This window comes from Kineococcus sp. AC630 (assembly GCF_979255925.1).
This window is the reverse complement of sequence record NZ_CEEDMJ010000014.1, coordinates 1-17,424: the sequence shown is the minus strand read 5'-3', so window position 1 is coordinate 17,424 and position 17,424 is coordinate 1. Positions and strand designations below refer to the sequence as shown.

16 protein-coding genes are annotated in these 17,424 nt (G+C 68.1%); 8 read left to right on the top strand and 8 right to left on the bottom strand.

From position 1 onward, the window contains the following. Positions 1-162: 162 nt before the first annotated feature. Complete coding sequence (locus AC0I8G_RS15520; RefSeq protein ID WP_471730720.1) at positions 163-882, bottom strand: hypothetical protein; 720 nt, start codon at positions 880-882, stop codon at positions 163-165. 397 nt (positions 883-1,279) lie between these two features. After that, positions 1,280-1,855, bottom strand: coding sequence for a TetR/AcrR family transcriptional regulator (locus AC0I8G_RS15515; RefSeq protein ID WP_471730719.1), 576 nt, complete (start codon positions 1,853-1,855; stop codon positions 1,280-1,282). A gap of 156 nt (positions 1,856-2,011) precedes the next feature. Between AC0I8G_RS15515 and AC0I8G_RS15510 the strand changes: the two genes are divergently transcribed. The 4 genes from AC0I8G_RS15510 to AC0I8G_RS15495 all read left to right on the top strand — a co-directional run bounded on the left by AC0I8G_RS15510 (position 2,012) and on the right by AC0I8G_RS15495 (position 6,339). Then, positions 2,012-2,980 carry an alpha/beta fold hydrolase gene (locus AC0I8G_RS15510; RefSeq protein ID WP_471730718.1) on the top strand — a complete coding sequence of 323 codons (969 nt, stop codon included), beginning with the start codon at positions 2,012-2,014 and terminating at the stop codon, positions 2,978-2,980. A gap of 12 nt (positions 2,981-2,992) precedes the next feature. After that, positions 2,993-3,985 carry an alpha/beta hydrolase gene (locus AC0I8G_RS15505; protein ID WP_471730717.1) on the top strand — a complete coding sequence of 331 codons (993 nt, stop codon included), beginning with the start codon at positions 2,993-2,995 and terminating at the stop codon, positions 3,983-3,985. Between the two features lie 352 nt (positions 3,986-4,337). Further along, positions 4,338-4,922 (top strand): TetR/AcrR family transcriptional regulator, encoded by a 585-nt coding sequence (locus AC0I8G_RS15500; RefSeq protein ID WP_471730716.1) that lies wholly within the window; start codon positions 4,338-4,340, stop codon positions 4,920-4,922. Between the two features lie 319 nt (positions 4,923-5,241). Then, positions 5,242-6,339 carry an NmrA family NAD(P)-binding protein gene (locus AC0I8G_RS15495; RefSeq protein ID WP_471730715.1) on the top strand — a complete coding sequence of 366 codons (1,098 nt, stop codon included), beginning with the start codon at positions 5,242-5,244 and terminating at the stop codon, positions 6,337-6,339. A gap of 402 nt (positions 6,340-6,741) precedes the next feature. Here the strand turns inward: AC0I8G_RS15495 and AC0I8G_RS15490 are convergent, their stop codons facing one another. Then, positions 6,742-7,329 carry a TetR/AcrR family transcriptional regulator gene (locus tag AC0I8G_RS15490; protein ID WP_471730714.1) on the bottom strand — a complete coding sequence of 196 codons (588 nt, stop codon included), beginning with the start codon at positions 7,327-7,329 and terminating at the stop codon, positions 6,742-6,744. A gap of 55 nt (positions 7,330-7,384) precedes the next feature. Here AC0I8G_RS15490 and AC0I8G_RS15485 point away from each other — a divergent pair, with 55 nt between their 5' ends. Further along, the gene (locus AC0I8G_RS15485) at positions 7,385-8,179 is read left to right on the top strand and encodes an oxidoreductase (protein ID WP_471730713.1); all 795 of its coding nucleotides are present in this window, start codon (positions 7,385-7,387) and stop codon (positions 8,177-8,179) included. 671 nt (positions 8,180-8,850) lie between these two features. On the opposite strand, the gene AC0I8G_RS15480 is transcribed toward AC0I8G_RS15485, so the two are convergent. Then, positions 8,851-9,831, bottom strand: a complete 981-nt coding sequence (locus AC0I8G_RS15480; RefSeq protein WP_471730712.1) for an alpha/beta hydrolase — start codon at positions 9,829-9,831, stop codon at positions 8,851-8,853. Positions 9,832-10,025: 194 nt separating this feature from the next. Between AC0I8G_RS15480 and AC0I8G_RS15475 the strand changes: the two genes are divergently transcribed. Together AC0I8G_RS15475 and AC0I8G_RS15470 are read left to right on the top strand one after the other, a co-directional pair. Beyond that, positions 10,026-10,931: an alpha/beta fold hydrolase gene (locus tag AC0I8G_RS15475; RefSeq protein ID WP_471730711.1), complete on the top strand. Its 906-nt coding sequence runs from the start codon at positions 10,026-10,028 to the stop codon at positions 10,929-10,931. Positions 10,932-11,534: 603 nt separating this feature from the next. Beyond that, positions 11,535-12,125 carry a CGNR zinc finger domain-containing protein gene (locus tag AC0I8G_RS15470; protein ID WP_471730710.1) on the top strand — a complete coding sequence of 197 codons (591 nt, stop codon included), beginning with the start codon at positions 11,535-11,537 and terminating at the stop codon, positions 12,123-12,125. Between the two features lie 475 nt (positions 12,126-12,600). On the opposite strand, the gene AC0I8G_RS15465 is transcribed toward AC0I8G_RS15470, so the two are convergent. The 4 genes from AC0I8G_RS15465 to AC0I8G_RS15450 form a co-directional block, all read right to left on the bottom strand. After that, on the bottom strand, positions 12,601-13,215 hold the full coding sequence (locus AC0I8G_RS15465) for a TetR/AcrR family transcriptional regulator (protein WP_471730709.1): 615 nt from the start codon (positions 13,213-13,215) through the stop codon (positions 12,601-12,603). A gap of 237 nt (positions 13,216-13,452) precedes the next feature. Continuing rightward, complete coding sequence (locus tag AC0I8G_RS15460; protein ID WP_471730708.1) at positions 13,453-13,758, bottom strand: putative quinol monooxygenase; 306 nt, start codon at positions 13,756-13,758, stop codon at positions 13,453-13,455. A 260-nt stretch (positions 13,759-14,018) separates the two neighbouring features. Continuing rightward, positions 14,019-14,477, bottom strand: coding sequence for a tautomerase family protein (locus tag AC0I8G_RS15455; RefSeq protein WP_471730707.1), 459 nt, complete (start codon positions 14,475-14,477; stop codon positions 14,019-14,021). Positions 14,478-14,849: 372 nt separating this feature from the next. Continuing rightward, positions 14,850-15,488: an HD domain-containing protein gene (locus tag AC0I8G_RS15450; protein WP_471730706.1), complete on the bottom strand. Its 639-nt coding sequence runs from the start codon at positions 15,486-15,488 to the stop codon at positions 14,850-14,852. A gap of 127 nt (positions 15,489-15,615) precedes the next feature. Here AC0I8G_RS15450 and AC0I8G_RS15445 point away from each other — a divergent pair, with 127 nt between their 5' ends. Next, positions 15,616-16,707, top strand: a complete 1,092-nt coding sequence (locus tag AC0I8G_RS15445; protein ID WP_471730855.1) for a GlxA family transcriptional regulator — start codon at positions 15,616-15,618, stop codon at positions 16,705-16,707. Positions 16,708-17,424: the final 717 nt, after the last annotated feature.

Below are 17,424 nucleotides of genomic sequence, written 5' to 3'. Positions count from 1 at the left end.
AGGTGAGTCATGATGCTGACCGACCGCGAGCGTTGGCCCTTCTAAACCGCCGTGCTCGGATGCGTGGTGGAGAAGGCGGACACTACGCCAGCCGTGGGCGAGGTTTACCGCGGCTTGGGCCCCGATGGTCGGGATGAGGACGATGACGTTGCCGGCTTGAGCTCAGGCGAAGCGGAGGTCGATGATTTTGATGTCGACGAGGAGCGGATCCGGGATCTTGTCTCCGTTCTCGTCGAAAGCGAAGACTTGTCGCAGGGTGGGTACCTGGATCCCGTCGTACTCTTCGATCTGCAATGCGTAGTTGGCTCCGCTGGCTCCGCCGAGGACATCAACGGTGTAGTCATGGCGCCTTAGCAGTCCATCGGGACCGAAGTAGGACGTCTGACGACGGGTGTGGGTGGCGATGTGGTCGGGGAAAATGACCTCCAAACCCCGCCACACCTCGTCGTTCTCTTTCCGTGACGCTACCTCCTGCACGCTGAATCCGGGGTAGGTGTAGAGGAAGGGGACGGTGAGGTAGGTCCACATCGCTTTGGTCGTGAACTGGCCGATGTGCAGGTCGTCCCACGGGCTGTCGATGTCCTGCCCGGCGAAGGCGGCGTCGGGATCTTGGCGTTCCTGTAGTGTCTCGCCGCTGCTGCTGCGCAAGCTGAGGTGCCCGTCTTCGTACACGCTGTATCGGCCGTCACCGCCCAGCGGGCTCAGGACGAGACGCTGCTCGTGGAGGCGAGCGCTCAGTTGCACCCTCTCAAGCGCGCCCGGCCTACCTTTCACGCTCCACAGGGCACCGGTGATGGACAGATCAGCGGTGACGGTGCTCAATTCGTTCCAGCGCTCTAGTCCGCCGTGGGCCTCGAGGGCTGACGCCAATAAGTTGTTCATGATTCCTCCAGGTGGTGAAGCGTCGCCATCAGCCGTTTCGACCGACGGCTCGCGGGGATTTGTTCCGCCGAGACGCGGGTCCGGACTTGCCGTGCCAGAGGTGCAGGTTCGAAGAAGCTGCGGCCGAACGGGTTCGTCGAGCGGGGACTATCGGCTCGGGCGCGTCGGGAGCCTGCTCAGGGTCAAAACTCTTGATATCGGGCTGCGCAGGTCGTGGACGTGTAGAGGGACGCAGTGCTGTTGGCCGGTGTGCTGGTGACCGGCGCTGGTGGGTTTCGTTCGTTGACGGTCCTGCGAGACCTCTACGTGACCCCATGCGTGGCCGCAGGGTGCAGGCGCCTGCCGTGGCGCTGGTGGTGCCTCGCGGATGTGCAGCCACGTCGAGTTTCGCGGAAGGTCAGCGCAGTCCGGCGACCCATCGGGCGGACTGTACGAAGGTCCTGCGGACAGTTTCGGCGTTGTCGAGGTAGCAGCCGACGAGCACGGCGTCGCGCAGCATGACCAGGGTGTCGGCCTTGGTGGCGGCGTCGTCGCGACCGGCGGCGGTCAGGGCGTGCAGCAGGGTGTCGCGGAACCACGAGCGGTGCTCGGTGACGAGTTGGCGCACGGGGCTGTCCGGGTCGGGGAACTCCGCGGTGGCGTTGATGAAGGGGCAGCCGCGGGTGTGGTGGCGTGAGGCGTCGTTGGCGATGCCTTCCACGATCAACTCCAGCACGTGCTCGGGAGAGACCGCTTGCTGCCCGGCGGCGGCGAACTGCTCGCGCATGGCCTGATCTTCGTGCTGCAGGTAGGCGACGATCAGTGCTTCCTTGCCCGCGAAGTGGCGGTAGAGGGTGGAGCGGGTCACCCCGGTCTCCTGCAGGATGCGGTCCACGCCCACGCCGTTGATGCCTTCACGGTAGAAGAGCTCGCTGGCGGTGTGGAGCAGGTGCTCGCGCGGTGGCGAGGGGCGCGGGGTCGGTGCCGGGGTCACAGAAGACAGCGTACCCCACGAGCGGAACGGTCGTTCTGGCATGAGAGTCGTATCGGCACTTGACAAGTGATGCTCGGTGGGAGTCTGATCTAGCAGGCAGAACGATCGTTCTGTCTTGCGGATGCTCCACGCATCCCCCTCTCCCAGGAGTCCTCCATGTCTTCGTCGTCCACGCCCTCGTCGTCCACCCTCTCTGCCACGTCCTCCACCTCGCGTCTGGCTACTCGCCGGCTGCGTGCCGCCGCCGTCCTCGCCGCCGTCGCCGCGCTCGTCCCGGCCACCGCCGCCACGTCTTCTGGTGCACCCTCGAACGCAACAGGGGCGAGCGGGCTGTCGGCGACCACGACCGCCGCGACCGCGACGGGTGGCACGGACACCTCGGGTGTGCCGGGTGCGAAGGTGAAGCCCACCATCGTGCTCGTGCACGGCGCGTGGGCCGACGCCTCCAGCTTCGCCCCGGTCACCACCCGCTTGCAGCGCGACGGCTACACCGTGCTGAACGCGCCGAACCCGCTGCGGGGACTGGCCGCTGACGCGGCCTCGGTCTCGGCTTTCGTCAACCAGGCCACCACCGGCCCCGTCGTCCTGGTCGGTCACTCCTACGGTGGCGCGGTCATCACCGACGCCGCCACCTCCACCCCGCGTGTGAAGGCACTGGCCTACATCGACGCCTACGCCCCCGACGCCGGGGAATCCATCGCCCAGCTGAGCGCGGCCAAGCCCGGCTCGGTCTTCGCCGTGGCCGATCCCAGCACCGTCTTCGACGCGGTCCAGGACCCCAACCTGCCCCAGGGCGATCCCGACCTCTACGTCAAGCGCGACCTGTTCGCCAAGGCCTTCGCCGCCCACCTGCCCGCCACCCGCACCCACCAGTTGGCGGCGAGCCAGTCCCCGGTCGCCGGGGGCGCCCTGCAGGAGCCCTCGGGTCAGCCGGCCTGGAAGCACCTGCCCAGCGTCTTCTTCATCGGCAGCAACGACCAGGTCATCCCCGCCGCGGAGCAGCAGGCCATGGCTGAGCGCGCCCACGCCAGCATCGTCACCGCCAAGGCCGACCACCTGTCCATGCTGGAGAAGCCCGCCGAGGTCACCGCCACCATCGAACGCGCCGCCGCCACGGCGCGCTGAAGGAGCCCTGACGTGACCTCCCTGCCCTTCCCCGCCTTCTCCTCCTCCTCACCCGCCTCGAGGCCCACGTCCGGGGAAGTCCCCGACGGTGGTGCCGGTGTGCCCGTCGTCTTCATCCCGGGGCTGTGGATCCACTCCACCGCCTGGAGGCCGTGGGTCGAGATGTTCAACGCCGCCGGCTACGCCGCCTCCACCCTGGGATGGCCTGGCGAAGCCGACACGGTGGAAGCGACCCGTGCCAACCCGGCGGCCATGGCCGGCTGGGGCATCGACGAACTCACCGACCACTACGCCCGCTACCTCGCCACCCTTACCGTTCCCCTCACCTCCGCGACCCCGACCACTGCGAGCCCACGGCCGCAGTGGCCCATCCTCATCGGGCACTCCTTCGGTGGCCTCATCGCCCAGAAGCTGCTGGCCCGTGGTGCGGCAGCGGCGGCCGTCGCCATCGACCCCGCGCCCATCAAGGGGGTCCGCGCTCTGCCGCTGGCCCAGATCCGTTCCGCCCTACCGGTGCTGCGCACCAAGGCCAACGCCGAGCGGGCGGTGAGCTTGACCCGGCGGCAGTTCCGTTATGCCTTCGCCAACCGCCTCAGCCGTTCCGAAGCCGACGACCTGCACGCCCGGTGGACCATCCCGGGGCCGGGGCGCCCGATCTTCGAGCTGACCGCGGCCAAGAAGGACCCCGCCAGTCCCACCCAGGTGGCGACGGACGACCGTGAGCGTGGACCGCTGCTCATCCTGGGGGGAGCCCGGGACCACACGGTGCCCGAAGTCGTCGCCCGCCAGGCCGCGGCCCTGTACCGGCCGGGTGACCGCACCGAGTATCGCGAACTCAAGGGCCGCGGCCACTCCGTGGTCTTCGACTCCGGCTGGCACAGTGTGGCCGAGACCGTCCTGAGCTGGGTGGACAGCACCCACCCGCTGACCCAGCCGTCAACCCAGTCGCTGACCGGGCCGCTCACTGGGGCCGATGCACACCGAGCCGGTGGCGCATCGGGCTGAGTGGACATCGGTGACGGTGCCATGAGCGGGGCTCACGCCAGCCCGCGTTGGCCCCGTGCCGGTCTTCGCGGGCGCCGGTCGACTGAGGCCACCGGTGGCCTGATGCGATGGAGGCCGAGAACTGCGGGTGAACGTACTCGCCCTTATTGCACCAGGCGGTCTCATATGAGTAGTGTTGCGTGCACCGGCCGGGCGGTCACGCCCACGCCCCGGCCCTGACGGCTACCTCGAGCGGCCCTCTCGCGCAGGACGCGTCGAGGAACCCGCACGGATCGGCACCTACCAACCGTCCATCGAGTAGTACCTGTCGAGTAGTACCTGTCGTGTCGAATGCATGGTGAGAGGTGGAGTGGTGTCGCGCACCAAGGAGTTCGAGCCGGCCGTGGTTCTGACGCGCGCCACGGCGACGTTCTGGGCCAAGGGCTACGAGTACGCCTCCACCCAGGACTTGATGACTGCGATGGGGGTGGGCAAGCGCAGCATGTACGACACCTTTGGGGACAAGCGTGAGTTGTACCTGAAGGCGCTGCGCGACTACATCGAGCGCGCCGAGCAGGCCCAAGACGCGGCCATCACCTCCGCAGGAGGCGGTCTGGCGGCGGTTCGAGCGCTGCTGAACTCCCATGTGCAGTTGCCGGCCGGCGCCCCCGATCCCACCCCGGCCGGCTGCTTCGCCGTCAACGCCGCCAGTGAACTGGGCGGTACTGATGCGCAAGTCGCTGATCTGGTGCAACGCCACTTCGCGCGGTGCGTCGTCACCATCGGGCACCTTTTGCGACAGGAGCCGCGGTGGGCGAAGGTCGGGGCGCCCGCCCTGCATCGGGTCGCGACCACCATCCACACCGGATGGATCGGTCTGCGCGTGCTGGCCCGGGCAGGGGCAGGCCCCGACCACATGCGTGACGGTGTCGACGATCTGCTCGCCGCCCTCGGATGACACCAGGGGCGTGAGCCGTCACGAGCTCCGCGACAGCCAGTGCAGTTCATCACCCACCGAGCGTCGCCCTCCTGAGAGCTGGCGTCGGGAGCTGGTGTGCGGACAATGGTTTCACTGGACGAACCCTGTCCCCCGCGGGGTGCTCTGGACAGCGTAGGCAGGGGATTCGCGCCACCGAGGTGCGGCGACGAGAGACGTGCAGCGATCGCTGGTCGTCGCGCGCTGGTCGTCGCGCGCCGAGTGTTGGTGGCTGACCAGCAGGCGCTGGTGATCCACTGATCGATGGGTGGGTGGCGGTCGCCGGATCGGTACTGAGTGCTTGGTCCTGATCGGCGCAGTGCGTCCTGGTCGTCTCGGGTCAGGCGGGAACGTCGTGTACCACAATTCCGCACTGATCAGTCTCAATATGTTGTTCCCTACCGGAGGATTCATCATGACCACCCCTTCCCGACGGTTCCTGATCGCCGGCGCCACGGGCAACACCGGCGTCACGACCACGCGTCTGCTGCTGCAGAGTGGGCACGCGGTAACGGCTCTGGTGCGCCGTGACGACGAGCGTTCTCGTGCTCTTGGCGCCGCTGGTGCCGATGTCGTCGTCGGTGACCTGCTCGACCTGCGCTCTCTGCGCAAGGCGTTCGCCGTGTCCGGCACCCGTACGGGGGAGAAAGCCCGTCCGGTGCAGGGTGCCTACTTCACCTACCCCGTCGCTCCCGGTCTGCTCGACGGGTTGGTCAACTTCGCTCAGGCCGCGGCGGAGGCGCAGGTCCGTTCAGTGGTCAACATGTCGCAGATCTCCGCGCGCGCCGAGGCGGCCAGTGACGCCGCCCGCCAGCACTGGGTGGGGGAGCGTCTGCTCGAACGCTACCCGTTCACCGTCACCCACCTGCGTCCGACGTTCTTCGCCGAGTGGCTGCTGTGGGGGTGGCGGCCCCAGGACCAGAACGAGACCCCGGGCAATGTTCAGGGGGGTGTGCTGACGCTGCCTTTCGGTGACGGGCGTCACGCACCGATCGCCGGTGTCGACCAGGCCCACGTCATCGCCGCTCTGCTGCAGGCACCCGACGAACACGCCGGCGCCTCCTACACCCTGGTGGGGCCCGAGGAGATGGACCACTGGGAGATCGCCCGGCGGATGTCGAGCGCGCTGGGAGCCTCGGTGCGCTACGAGCCCTCCACCATCGAAGACTTCCAGGACGGCTTGCGCACGCGGGGCCTGGACGAGCACTTCGTGCAGCACGTGGGCAGCGTGGCCCGTGACTACCGCGACGGTGTCTTCGCCGGCAGCAACGACCTCATCCAGAGCCTCAGTGGCCGTCAGCCGCTGACGGTGGAGCAGTTCACCCTGGAGCGCCGCGACGACCTCCGTCGAATGGGACAGTTCGCCTTGCCGAAGGCAAAGCAGTCCCAGGAACACTGAAAGGGCTTGGTGGAGCCCTGAGGACCAGCCCCAACCAACGGGTACCCGGGAGTCTGTGAGACGAGGAGGGGGTAGCGACGGTCGGGCGACCGTGGGTACCTCAAGCGGTGTCGGCAGTGCGGTGCCGGCACCGCCAGGCGCAGCCGAGACCGCCAGGCGCAGCCGAGACTGCTAGGCGCAGCCGAGACCGCCAGGCGGCGCGCAGCGCGGCGTCGTGGGCTCCCCGGCCTGCGGTCTTCATCGGCTCACCTGATCCGTGTGATTGTTCTTCTTGGCTCGCGCCTCAACGTTTCTCGCGCGGCGTCCTCTCCGATCCTCCGCCGCTAACCCCGCGCGGCCCTGCGTCGTGGGCCGAGAGTTTTTGCAGTGTGCCGCAGGCCTCGCGCCCTTCCTGGTGGGTTCTCAGGCCAGGGGCAGGGCGGCACACGCGGCTTCCGCCGCCTCCTGCAGGAAGGAGGCGGGACAGCCGGCCACCGCCATCGCGTCGATGCCGCGCAGCACGGCCAACAGCATCGAGGCCAGCTGCTCGGGATCGGCATCCGCGGCCAGTTCTCCGCTCCGCTGTCCGGCCTGCAGGCCGGACAGCAGCAGCGCGCGCAGTTCGCTGAAGCTGGCCTGGACGCGGGCGCTGACCTGTTCGTCGGTGCCGGCGAGCTCGGAGGCCGCGCGCCCGGCCAGGCAGCCGAGGTAGTCCTCGGTTGCTGCGGCCTGAGCGGCTTCGCGCAGGAAGGTTTGGAGTCGCCGCGCGGGCGCGTGCTCCGATCCGCTCAGGTGGTCTCGGGCGGTGGCGGCCAGGTCCTGGCAGTAGTCCTCCAGGGAGCGCACGAGCAGGTCGTGCTTGCTGCCGAAGGCGGCGTAGAGGCTGCCGTTGTGCAGGCCGGTGGCTCGTTGGAGGTCGCTCATGCTGGTGCCGGCGTAGCCCGTGCGCTGGAACTGGGTGCGCGCTGCGTGCAGGACGTCGGACTCGTCGAACTCGCGGGGTCTGGCCACACGGGAAGACTAGCCGTTCTTGACTGAACTCTCCAGAACACTCATTGTGGAGCGCATGGTCAACAACTTGCCTCCTGTTCCCGCCGCCGAGTTCGCGGGCCGTCGGGTCGTTGTCAGCGGCGGCACCCGCGGCATCGGCGCAGCGATCGCCGCCCGCTTCGCCGCCGCCGGCGCTCGCGTCATCACCTCCGCCCGCACCGCTGTCGACGACCTCCCCGCCGGGGTCGAACTGCTGATCGCCGACCTCGCCACCCCCGAGGGTGTGGCCAGGTTCGGCGAGCAGGCTCTGCAGCGCCTGGGGGGCGCCGACATCCTGGTCAACGCCGTGGGGCTGGCGCAACCGCACACCGGCGACGGAAGTACTGTTCCCGATGAGCTGTGGGTGCAGGCCCTCAACGTCAACCTGCTCAGCGCCGTGCGCCTCAACCGCGCGCTCCTACCCGCCCTCAAGCAGTCCCCGGCCGCCGCGATCGTCCTCATCTCCACCGCGGACATCCGCACCCCGCGACCGGAACTGCTGCACTACACCTCAGCCAAGGCGGCACTGACCCACTACGCCAAGGGCCTCGCCGACGAACTGGGATCGCACAGGGTGCGGGTCAACACCGTCCTGCCCGGGCTTATCCGCACCAGCGCGATCGAGGCGATGGTCGCCCAGGTTGCCGCCGCCACCGCCGTGCCCGAAGCTGCGGTGTGGGAGCACATCACTCAGACCCCGTCGGTTCCGCTGGGATCTCCCGGGCGACCCGCTGACGTCGCCGAACTCGTCGCGTTCCTGGCCTCCGATCGCGCGGCCTGGATCACCGGAACCAGCGTCAGCGTCGACGGCGGTCTCGCCCCTGGATGGTGATGGCGCCGCCAAATCTGCGGGCGGCCCACAGTCGGCGTGCAGGTGGTTTCGGATCGCTAGCAGCCGGCCTGCAGTCGGTCAGCAGCCGGCCTGCAGTCGGTTGGCCTAATTGTTCGCCACTCCCGGCCCAAGGTCGGTGCTTTCGACGGCAAGCGGACTCGTGGCTGGCCTGTAGTCCCCGCATCAGTTCCGCAGCATCAGTCCGAGACGCCGCGGACGGCCGCCGGACGATGACCCGTAGGTGGGCCACCAACAGGTTCTCGGCGGATGCTGACGTGATCAGACGCGTCGCCGGGCTTTGAGGTGCAGGGTACGTCGGCGGGTAGTTTTCACTCCGAGACGCGTGCACGAGAAGTCCTTGTCCCTGCCCCATCCTTTCCCCAGATGTCTCTGCCGTCTCCTTGCTCGCATCGACTCGCGACGGCGCTCGCCGCCGGGTTGTCCTGCTCCTCGTCGCCAGGCGTTGCCGGGTGGGTTTCGAGGCGGGGTGGCGGGACGGGCGGGACGGGCAGACGCAATGGGCGGGTCCCTCACCTCAGGTGAGGAACCCGCCCGGTGCGTTCGAAGGGCGCATGGACTCAGTCGATGGACCCACTGGTACCTCTGCCAGCAGATGTGCGCGCAGATTCGCCGGTAGGCCTCGGCGAACCGTGAGGTCCGCCGGGTACGCGTCAGCGCGTGAGCAGGCGAACCAGCCAGGCGTTGCGGGTGTCACGGGCAGCGCGGGAGAGAGCGGCGTCCGGAGCGAGCAGCTCGAAGAGGTGGTAGCCGCCGGGCCACACGTGCAGCTCCGCGTCGCCCCCGTCGGCCCAGATGCGCGAGGCGTAGTCGACGGTCTCGTCGCGGAACACCTCCGCCGAACCCACCTCCAGGTAGGTGGGCGGGAGGTTGGAGAGGTCACTGGCGCGAGACGGGGACTCGTAGGCGCTCACGTCGTGGGTGCCGCGGCGAGCCCCGAGGGCGAAGTTCCACCCGGTGTCGTTGCTTGTGCGGTCCCAGATGCCGATTCCGTCGATCTGGTGGGCCGAGGTGGAGTTGTTGTGCTCATCAAGCATCGGGTACATCAGCACCTGCCCGGCCAGAGCCGGCACGCCGCGGTCACGGGCCATCAGGGTGATGGCCGCGGTCAGCCCGCCCCCGGCGCTGCCGCCGATGGTGATCAGTCGTTCGGGGTCGATGCCGAGCTCGCCGGCGTGTTCAGCGGTCCACACCAGCGCGGCGTAGGAGTCCTCGGCGGCCGCAGGAGCGGGGTTCTCCGGCGCCAGGCGGTACTCCACGGTCACCACGACGGCGCCGAGGGGTTCCACGAGGTCCACCACCGGGCCCACGCCCACGAACCGGTCACCGAAGATCAACCCGCCCACGTGAGTGAAGAACAGGCCGGGGCCGGCGGGCTTCGCTGAGGTGCCCTGGCCACGGGGACGGAAGATCGAGATCAGCAGGTCTCCGGCCGGGCCGGGGATCCAGCGCTCCTCGTGCTCGATGGCGCGCCCCTCCAGCAGCTGCTCCAAGGTCGGGGTGAACCCCGGACCGCGCAGCACCGGCAGATGCTCAGGCAGCAGGGTCGGGGAGATGGACTCGTTGACGACCTTCAAGACGGTGTTCAGTTCTGCGTCGAAGGGGGGTGCGGTGCGCAGGGGTGCAGTAGTCATGGCGGGGCCTCCTGAGGCCGGTGCGGGGATGGGGTGGGTGTCGACTCCTGGAAGAACCGTCAGGGCGACGCCTCGAACCATAGACACCTGACTGACTGCCAGTCAATAGGCTGTACACCTTGACCGTTAGAAGTAAAACGTGATTACCTCTAACCACCCTTGATCTATCCGCATCGGTCCCGCAGGAGACCCCCATGTCCTACCTCGCCGACACCGTCGACACCTCGTACGTCGACATCGGATCTCTCCGCTTCGCCTACCGCCGCTTCGGTGCCAGTACCGGCTCCAGCTCCGGTACTGCGTCAGACGCGACGTCTCCCGCCGGTTCGACGGCGAGCCAGCCGCCGCTGGTACTGCTGCAGCGCTTCCGCGGCACCATCGACCACTGGGACCCCGCCTTCCTCGACGCCCTCGCCGCCCAGCGCGAGGTCATCGTCTTCGACAACCGCGGTATCGGGTTCAGCAGCGGACAGACCCCCGCCACCTTCGCCGAGATGGCCCACGACGCCGCCGCCTTCATCGACGCCCTGGGCCTGGCCCAGGTGGACCTGCTCGGCTGGTCCATCGGTGGCTTCGTCGCCCAGCTGCTGACCCTGCAGCGCCCGGAGCTGGTGCGCCGCCTCCTCGTCCTGGGCAGCGGACCTGGTGGCGCCACCGGCGCACCCGGACCCGACGCCAAGGTCATCGAGGTCATGACCCACCCCGAGAGCAACGATGAGGACTTTCTCTTCCTCTTCTTCGGCCTGCACGAGGAAGGACGCCGGCTGGGCCTGGAGTCGCTGCGACGATTGGACACCCGCCTGAGCGTCTCCGGGGTCGAGGTCAGCCAGCAGAGCTGGCAGGCTCAACTGCAGGCCATCGGTCACTGGAGCTCAGCCGACGACGTCACTGCCTGGCCGCACCTGAAATCGATCAAGGTCCCGGTGCTGGTGGCCAACGGCGCCCACGACGTCATGGTTCACGCTCAGCAGTCCTACGCCATGTCCCAGCGCCTGCCCGACGCCACCGTCCTGCTGTACAGCGACGCCGGCCACGGCTTCCTCTTCCAGCGACCGGAGGAGTTCGCCGCTGTCGTCCTCGACTTCCTGGCCAAGGAGTGAGCGTCGGCCGCAGCGGTGACGCGGGCCCGCGGGCGGGGGCGAGGGAGGGCGCCGACCCCGTCGAGCAGCCCCTCCCGAATCAGCCCCTATGAGCGGCCCTGCTCGAGCCGGCGCGGTGGGCAGGTGCGGTGAGTTGATGCGTCCGTCCGCGAGCTGTAGGCGTGAAGCGCCACGGGGTTGATCTGAGCGAGTGCCCAGCAAGGTCAGCCGGCCGGTCGCCCTCTCCGTAGCCTCTGTTGGCAGGTGGTCGCACCATGGGTGGAGCGAGCAGGGTGTGGCGTCGCTGGAGCAGGACGGGGCCTCGTCCTGGTGGTGTGACGGCTACGGGCTGATCAAACCTGGCACGGGGGCCGCGAGTGGCCTGGTAAGAGCGGCTCGGCTGAGGACCGTGACGCGGCACCGTGTCGCGGACAGCTGGTGGCGGTCCCCAGACCGTGCCGCCGCGGTATCGGAATATGCTGGTGAACTGTCGGGTTCTGGCGCCGCAGCACTAACAGGGACCAGGCGGCATGGTCCGCCAAAGGGACCGACGAGGGCGGCGGTGTGAGTTCGAGTTCGAGGGGGACGACGTAGATGCAGCCGTGGGCAGCGACAAGCAGGTACATGGAGGGCAGCGCGCCGGCCGGGCTGGGCTTCGTTCAGGACTTCCTCAACACCCTGGCTGCTGACCACCCCCGCCAGCCGGACTTGCTGCACGACCTCGAAAGCGCCCAGCAGTGGATGCAAGGTGCCCTCAGAAACCTCGAAGAACTGACCGACGGGTTCGTGGACCACGTGTTCCGGCTCAATGAACGCGACCTGCGCGATCTGTCTCTGCTGCGTGAGGACGTGCGCGAAGCCGTCGCCGCCGGTCTCGCCGCCACCGACCGCGCACCGGTGGACGTACCGATCACTCGCAGCGGCTCAGTCACCATCACCCTGAGCGCAGACGGCACGATCTGCACGGAGCCGATGGGTAGGGGAGTGGAGCTGCTGCGCTCCTACCTGCTGATCCAGCTCGCCCAAGCGGCGGGTCGCGGAGTCGCTCACCGATTGAAGATCTGTCCCAACGAACACTGCCGAACCGCCTTCTTCGATGAGTCCAAGAACTCCAGTCGCGTGTGGCACGACGTCCGAACCTGCGGCGGCATGGCCAACGCGCGCGCTTACCGCGAGCGGGCTCGTGCTCAACGAGATCAGCTCGAGACGCAGTAGCCGGCTACCTTGCCATCATCTCCCGGCGCCGGGCCGCGTGAACCAGGACGAGCAACCGGTCGACACCTCGTGAGCCGCGACTTCGGCGACGCTGCTCCAACGTCCAGCTCGTACGCCGATCTGGATCCTCGGTGAGTTCCCTGAGTCGCCCGGCCAGTCCTGGCCGCCGCTGCCGTGCGCGGATGCCCGCGATGTGGATGGCGCACGACGCCTCGTCTGCTCGACCAGGGTTGCGCACTCTCGGCTCATCTGCCGCCCTGCTCCTCGCCTCGTAGGCACCCTCCGGTTGGCGCGTGAAGCGTCTCCTGGCGCTCGCTAGGAGGAGAGCGGCGATGTGGCTTGGGGTGAACATCGCCCACCGTCGACGGGTCCAGTGAGGACCACCGCAGTGCCGCGCTGTCTCAGTACGTGCTGGTTTCAGTGCCGGGATGAGACGGACGTTTCCTGAATTTTCGGATCGAGGAAGACGTCGGCCTCAGGATGGATTGAGCGTGGGAAAGACCGCTCGCGTCATGGCCCCGGCGTGTCGGATGAGCAGTTCGCCGTCGATGGCGGCGGTGCCGGCGACCACGTCGGTGACGGCGCCGCAGTAACCGTGGTAAAGAGCTCGAGCGGTGATCTCCGGTTGCGCGACGTCGAGGACGCCGGCATCGACGCCCGCTCGCGCAGCGCCGGCGATCAGGTCGATGAGGCGTTCGTTGGCGGCGTTCTTCACCGCCTCGGCCCCCGCCACGGCGTACAACGCGCGGTGCACCTCACCGTGGTCCAGGACGAAACGCGTCAATGATTCCAAGACCGCCACTAGGCGATCGCCGATGGGAGAAGTCTCCTCAGCCAGGATCGCCTCCCCCAGATCGGCGAAGGCGTTCATGTGCCGTTCCCAGGCGGCGGCAGCCAACTCGTCCTTGGTCGCGAAGTGCAGGTAGAAGGACCCCTTGGACATGCCGGCGGTGCGGGTCACCTCTTCGATGGTGGCCTCAGCCAATCCATCGCGGACGAAAACGACTAGGGCAGCGTCCAGCAAGTCGCGCCTACGTTCCTCAGCTGGCTTGACCCGTCGAACCCGCTTCGCTGCAGCGGTGGTAGCCATGCTCGTTCCTCCGCTCGCCGACCTGTTGTGATGGCAACTCGGCCATCTTAGTCATCGCCCGCCGACCGGTCGCACAGCGTGGGCTCGCCGGGGGTGAATCCCCTCAGTGCGCTGTGAGCCGATGGATCGTCTTCCTCCGCCTCGCCTGTTCTGGCCGGTCTCGGACGTGCTCTGCGTGCGGCGATCTGGCAGGGGAGGGTGGCGTCGTCGCCGGGGCAGGTTGCTGCCGATCTGAGATCACCTGGCGGGGAGTTTGGAGGCGATGACCTCAACCGGGGTGATGACCGGGGGAGTGGCGAACAGTGCCTCCCCTCGCGCCTCGATCAACCTCCGGACCTCGCCGTGGAGGTGCAGTTCGCGATCCATCTCGGTCTCGAATGCGTCGAAGATGCGGAAGGACGTGGGACCGTGGCGGAAGGCGAACCAGGTCAAGGTTCCTGGTTCAGCTCCGACGAGTTGACGGGCCTCCTCGAAGAAGGCGATGACTTCCTCCTCCTTGCCTGGGCGGACGTCGAACTGGACGGAGAACCCGAAGGCGGGCATGTCGCTCCTCGTACTGAGATGACGGGATGGTCGCCGGGATGTTCGGCGTGAGCCACTCGTGCCGCGTGATTGGGGGTGGCACCGGCGGTGGCAAGTAAACAGATGTCGATGGGATCGCAAGGTTGGCCACGCCCGAGAACTTGGGCTGCACGGCGGACGCAGAATCCGCGGCGAACCGCTGTCCTCGATCCGCTGCTTTCGATCCGCGATGCCGCTGTCGTGCCGGCCGAGTTTGAGGTTGGGATCGCTGGATGGTGGCCTCAGCTAGCGCCGCGTCCGGCGCGACCCGCAGGGGTCAGGGCACTGGTATAGGCACGCAACCAGTCGGTGTGACCGCCGATCCCCCAGTCCTGTGCCTCGATCTCCAGTATCGTGACCCACACGCGCCCGGCGTTCTCGAGGGTGGGAGGGCTTCCTTCGGCCTCTAGAACGATGCGGGTGAAGTCACGCATAATGCCGCGCTTGTCCAGTTCGCTCAGTCGATGGGCGGGGATGCGCACCTCGAGGAAGTAGAAGGGAGCCTCGTGGTTAGGTTGCCCCGCGTGGTAGTCGGCATCCGCCTCGACCTCGTAGATCCATCCCTTCATGACCTCTCGTGCGGCGGGAGTGTCAGGGATCTTCTCCCACCACATCAGTGCCGAAGTCAGCCGATCCATGACCTCGTGTTGCTGCGGTTTGTTCAAGGCACCCTTGCGCAGGGTTAAATTGATCCAAGGCATCGGAGCTCCGATTGAAACGGTGGGTGGGGGCGGAACATCGGAATGAACCGTGCTCGAGCGTAGAGGTGAAGGATGACGAGACGCGCACGCGGCTGCGGATGCGGCTCTGGCGCTGCGGTGGCGATCGATGATGGATGGTGACGATTGTTTTTCCGGTGTAGGGCACCGCCACTTCGAAGAGCGGCCTTCCCGTGACGATCGCCGCCCCGATGACCGACGGTGGCGGTGTAGGCGGGGCGGGTATCACGGCACCATCATGTCGCCCCGGTGCTCATGCGCCGTTGATGGCCAAGCCTGACGAGGCGGATACCCTGCTCGTACCATCCGGGCTGTTCGGGTCGTCCGCGTCGTCTGTGTGATCCGCTAATACCTTCATTCGGGCCAGGAGTTGTTTTCGATGACCTGCACGAAGTCGAGGTGGCGGTAACCGGGGACGCGGTGTTCGAGGACGTCGGCGTTGACGGTACCGAAGGTGGTGTGGGAGCGGTGGCGGAAGCCGTCGGTGAAGGCGTCGACGATGGCTTTCTTGAAGCCGGGGCGGGGGTGGGCGGTCACGACCGCTTCCACGTCGCCTGTCTCGAGGTCGCGGTGTCCGATGCCGAGCACATCGGTCTCCACCCCCGCGGTCACCAGCGCGACCTCCGGTTCCAAGCGCCACGGCACTTCGGGGGTGGTGTGCAGGGCGATGGCCTCCCACACCAGTCGGATCCGTTGGGGCGCGAGGCCGTGGGCGGTGAGGAAGCGCTGCGCCTCGTCGGCTCCGTCGAGTTCGAAGCGCTGGTCGTCGCGCCGGTAGGTGGGGGTCAGACCGAGATCGTGGAACATCGCCCCGACGTAGAGCAGTTCCGGATCGGCGTGAAGGCCGAGGCGGCGCCCTTGCAGGGAGCCGAAGAGGAACACCCGGCGGGAGTGGTCGAAGATCAGGTCGTCGGCGGCGTCGCGGACCAGGTCGGTGGCCTCGCGGGCCAGGGTGGAGTCGGGCACTGGCACACCGGCGATGGTCTCAGTCATGAGATCTCCGTTCTCGAGGGGCCAACGGCCCCGGGAACACCCATCGTGCGCAAACGACAGCCAGGAGGGGAGTGTCCACCGTGACATGCTTACCTCGGATCCGGACATCAGCGAGAAGGAGGAGATCATCGTGGCGCTCACCGACCTCCACCGCGGGAGCGACCGCGCATCAGGCGCTAGTCGCGTGCCCGCTCACCGCGCTCCCTCCCACAGTGTCCCCTCGCACAAGGTCACCGCCCTGGTTTTCGACGGGATGAAATTGCTGGACCTGGCCGGGCCGATGGAAGTTTTCGCCGAGGCCAACCGCTTCGGGGCCCGCTACGTGCTGGAGGTCCGTTCCCCGGGCGGGCAGCCCGTCTCATCCTCGGCCGGCCTGCGAGTCCCCGTCGACGGAGCCGCTGGAGGCGCGCGGGGTGTGGGCACGCTCCTGGTCGTCGGCGGTGACCGGCTGCCCACTACGCCGATCGATGCAGACCTCATTTCATCGGTGCAGCGCCTGGCGCGGCGGGCGGTGCGGACCGCCTCCATCTGCACCGGTGCCTTCCTTCTGGCCGCAGCCGGCGTATTGGACGGACACCGGGCGACGACCCACTGGCGATCCACGGCGCTGCTGGCGCGTTCCTTCCCCCACATCGACGTCGAACCGGACGCGATCTTCGTTGAGGACCGCGGCGTCTACACCTCCGCGGGAGTCTCGGCCGGCATCGACCTGGCCCTGGCGCTGGTGGAGGCCGACCACGGTGGTGAACTCGCCCGCCAGGTCGCGCAGTCGCTGGTGGTGTTCCTGCAACGCCCCGGCGGTCAGTCGCAGTTCTCCCCGTCCTCATCGCTGACCCGGCCACGCACCACCTCCTTGCGGGAGGTGACCGACGCCGTCGCCGCCGACCCCGCCGGGGACCACTCGTTGTCTGCTCTCGCCGCCCGTGCCCACCTCAGCGCCCGCCACCTCACGCGGCTCTTCCACGCTGAGCTGGCCACCACACCGGGCAGGTACGTCGAGGCGGTGCGCGTCGATGCCGCAGTGCGTCTGCTGCACGAGGGGTACTCCGTGGCGGCCACTGCGCGTGCCGTCGGGATCGGGAGCCCGGAGACGCTGCGGCGCGCCTTCACCGCACACGTGGGTGTCTCGCCCCGCGCCTACCAGGAGCGGTTTCGGACCAGCCGGCGAGACGGAACGAGCACCGTGGCGGAGGAACCTGCGCATCAGGCCGAGGAGTGAGATTCCTGTTCTGTGCCGCACAACGCGAGATGACCGTGCGTTGCGCTCTGCGCATTGACCGCGGGTCTCGGGTGGTGCAGTCCCATGTGACGCGGTTGGCAGTTCCGATACGTACGCTTCCGAGCTGGCGGTCTCACCGCGCGGAGCTCACAGTTGTCAGGAGACATCTTGATCATCTCGTTGCTCTCGCAGCCAGACCAGTTCCAGTATGCCGGAGAAGACCACCGTCCCAGCCGCTTCGGGTGGTGTGCGGGTGGTGCGTCGACCCCGTGGTATTCGGAAGCGTCTTCCGGCGCCGTGAGGTCACCGGGGAGGGGGGTTGGTACTTCGCGCACGACACTCGACCCAGCCCGGGGGTGCAGGGAGTGGGTACGGAGGAGGTCACCGAGCGGCGCCCGCGGTGCTTACGGCAGGTCAGCGCGTACGCCGGGCCCCGTCTTCTGGGCTGATTAGTTCTTGACTGTCGGGGGAGGGGCGGGCATGAGCACTTGTCGGGCCGCCAGGCCCGACCCCAGGGGGTCGCCGGGGAGGGCGCAGTCCGACGATAGTTGCCTACAAGAACTAGAAACTGCGAAACCCAACGAGTTTCGCACCGCGCCAGCGGGGCGAGACGCGTTGTACCGCAACGACTACGAAACTTTAGGCCGCGCCAGCGGCCACACGGTTCGCAGCTCGCGCGCCAGCGCGAGGGCACGAGGCGGCGCGCCAGCGCCGCCC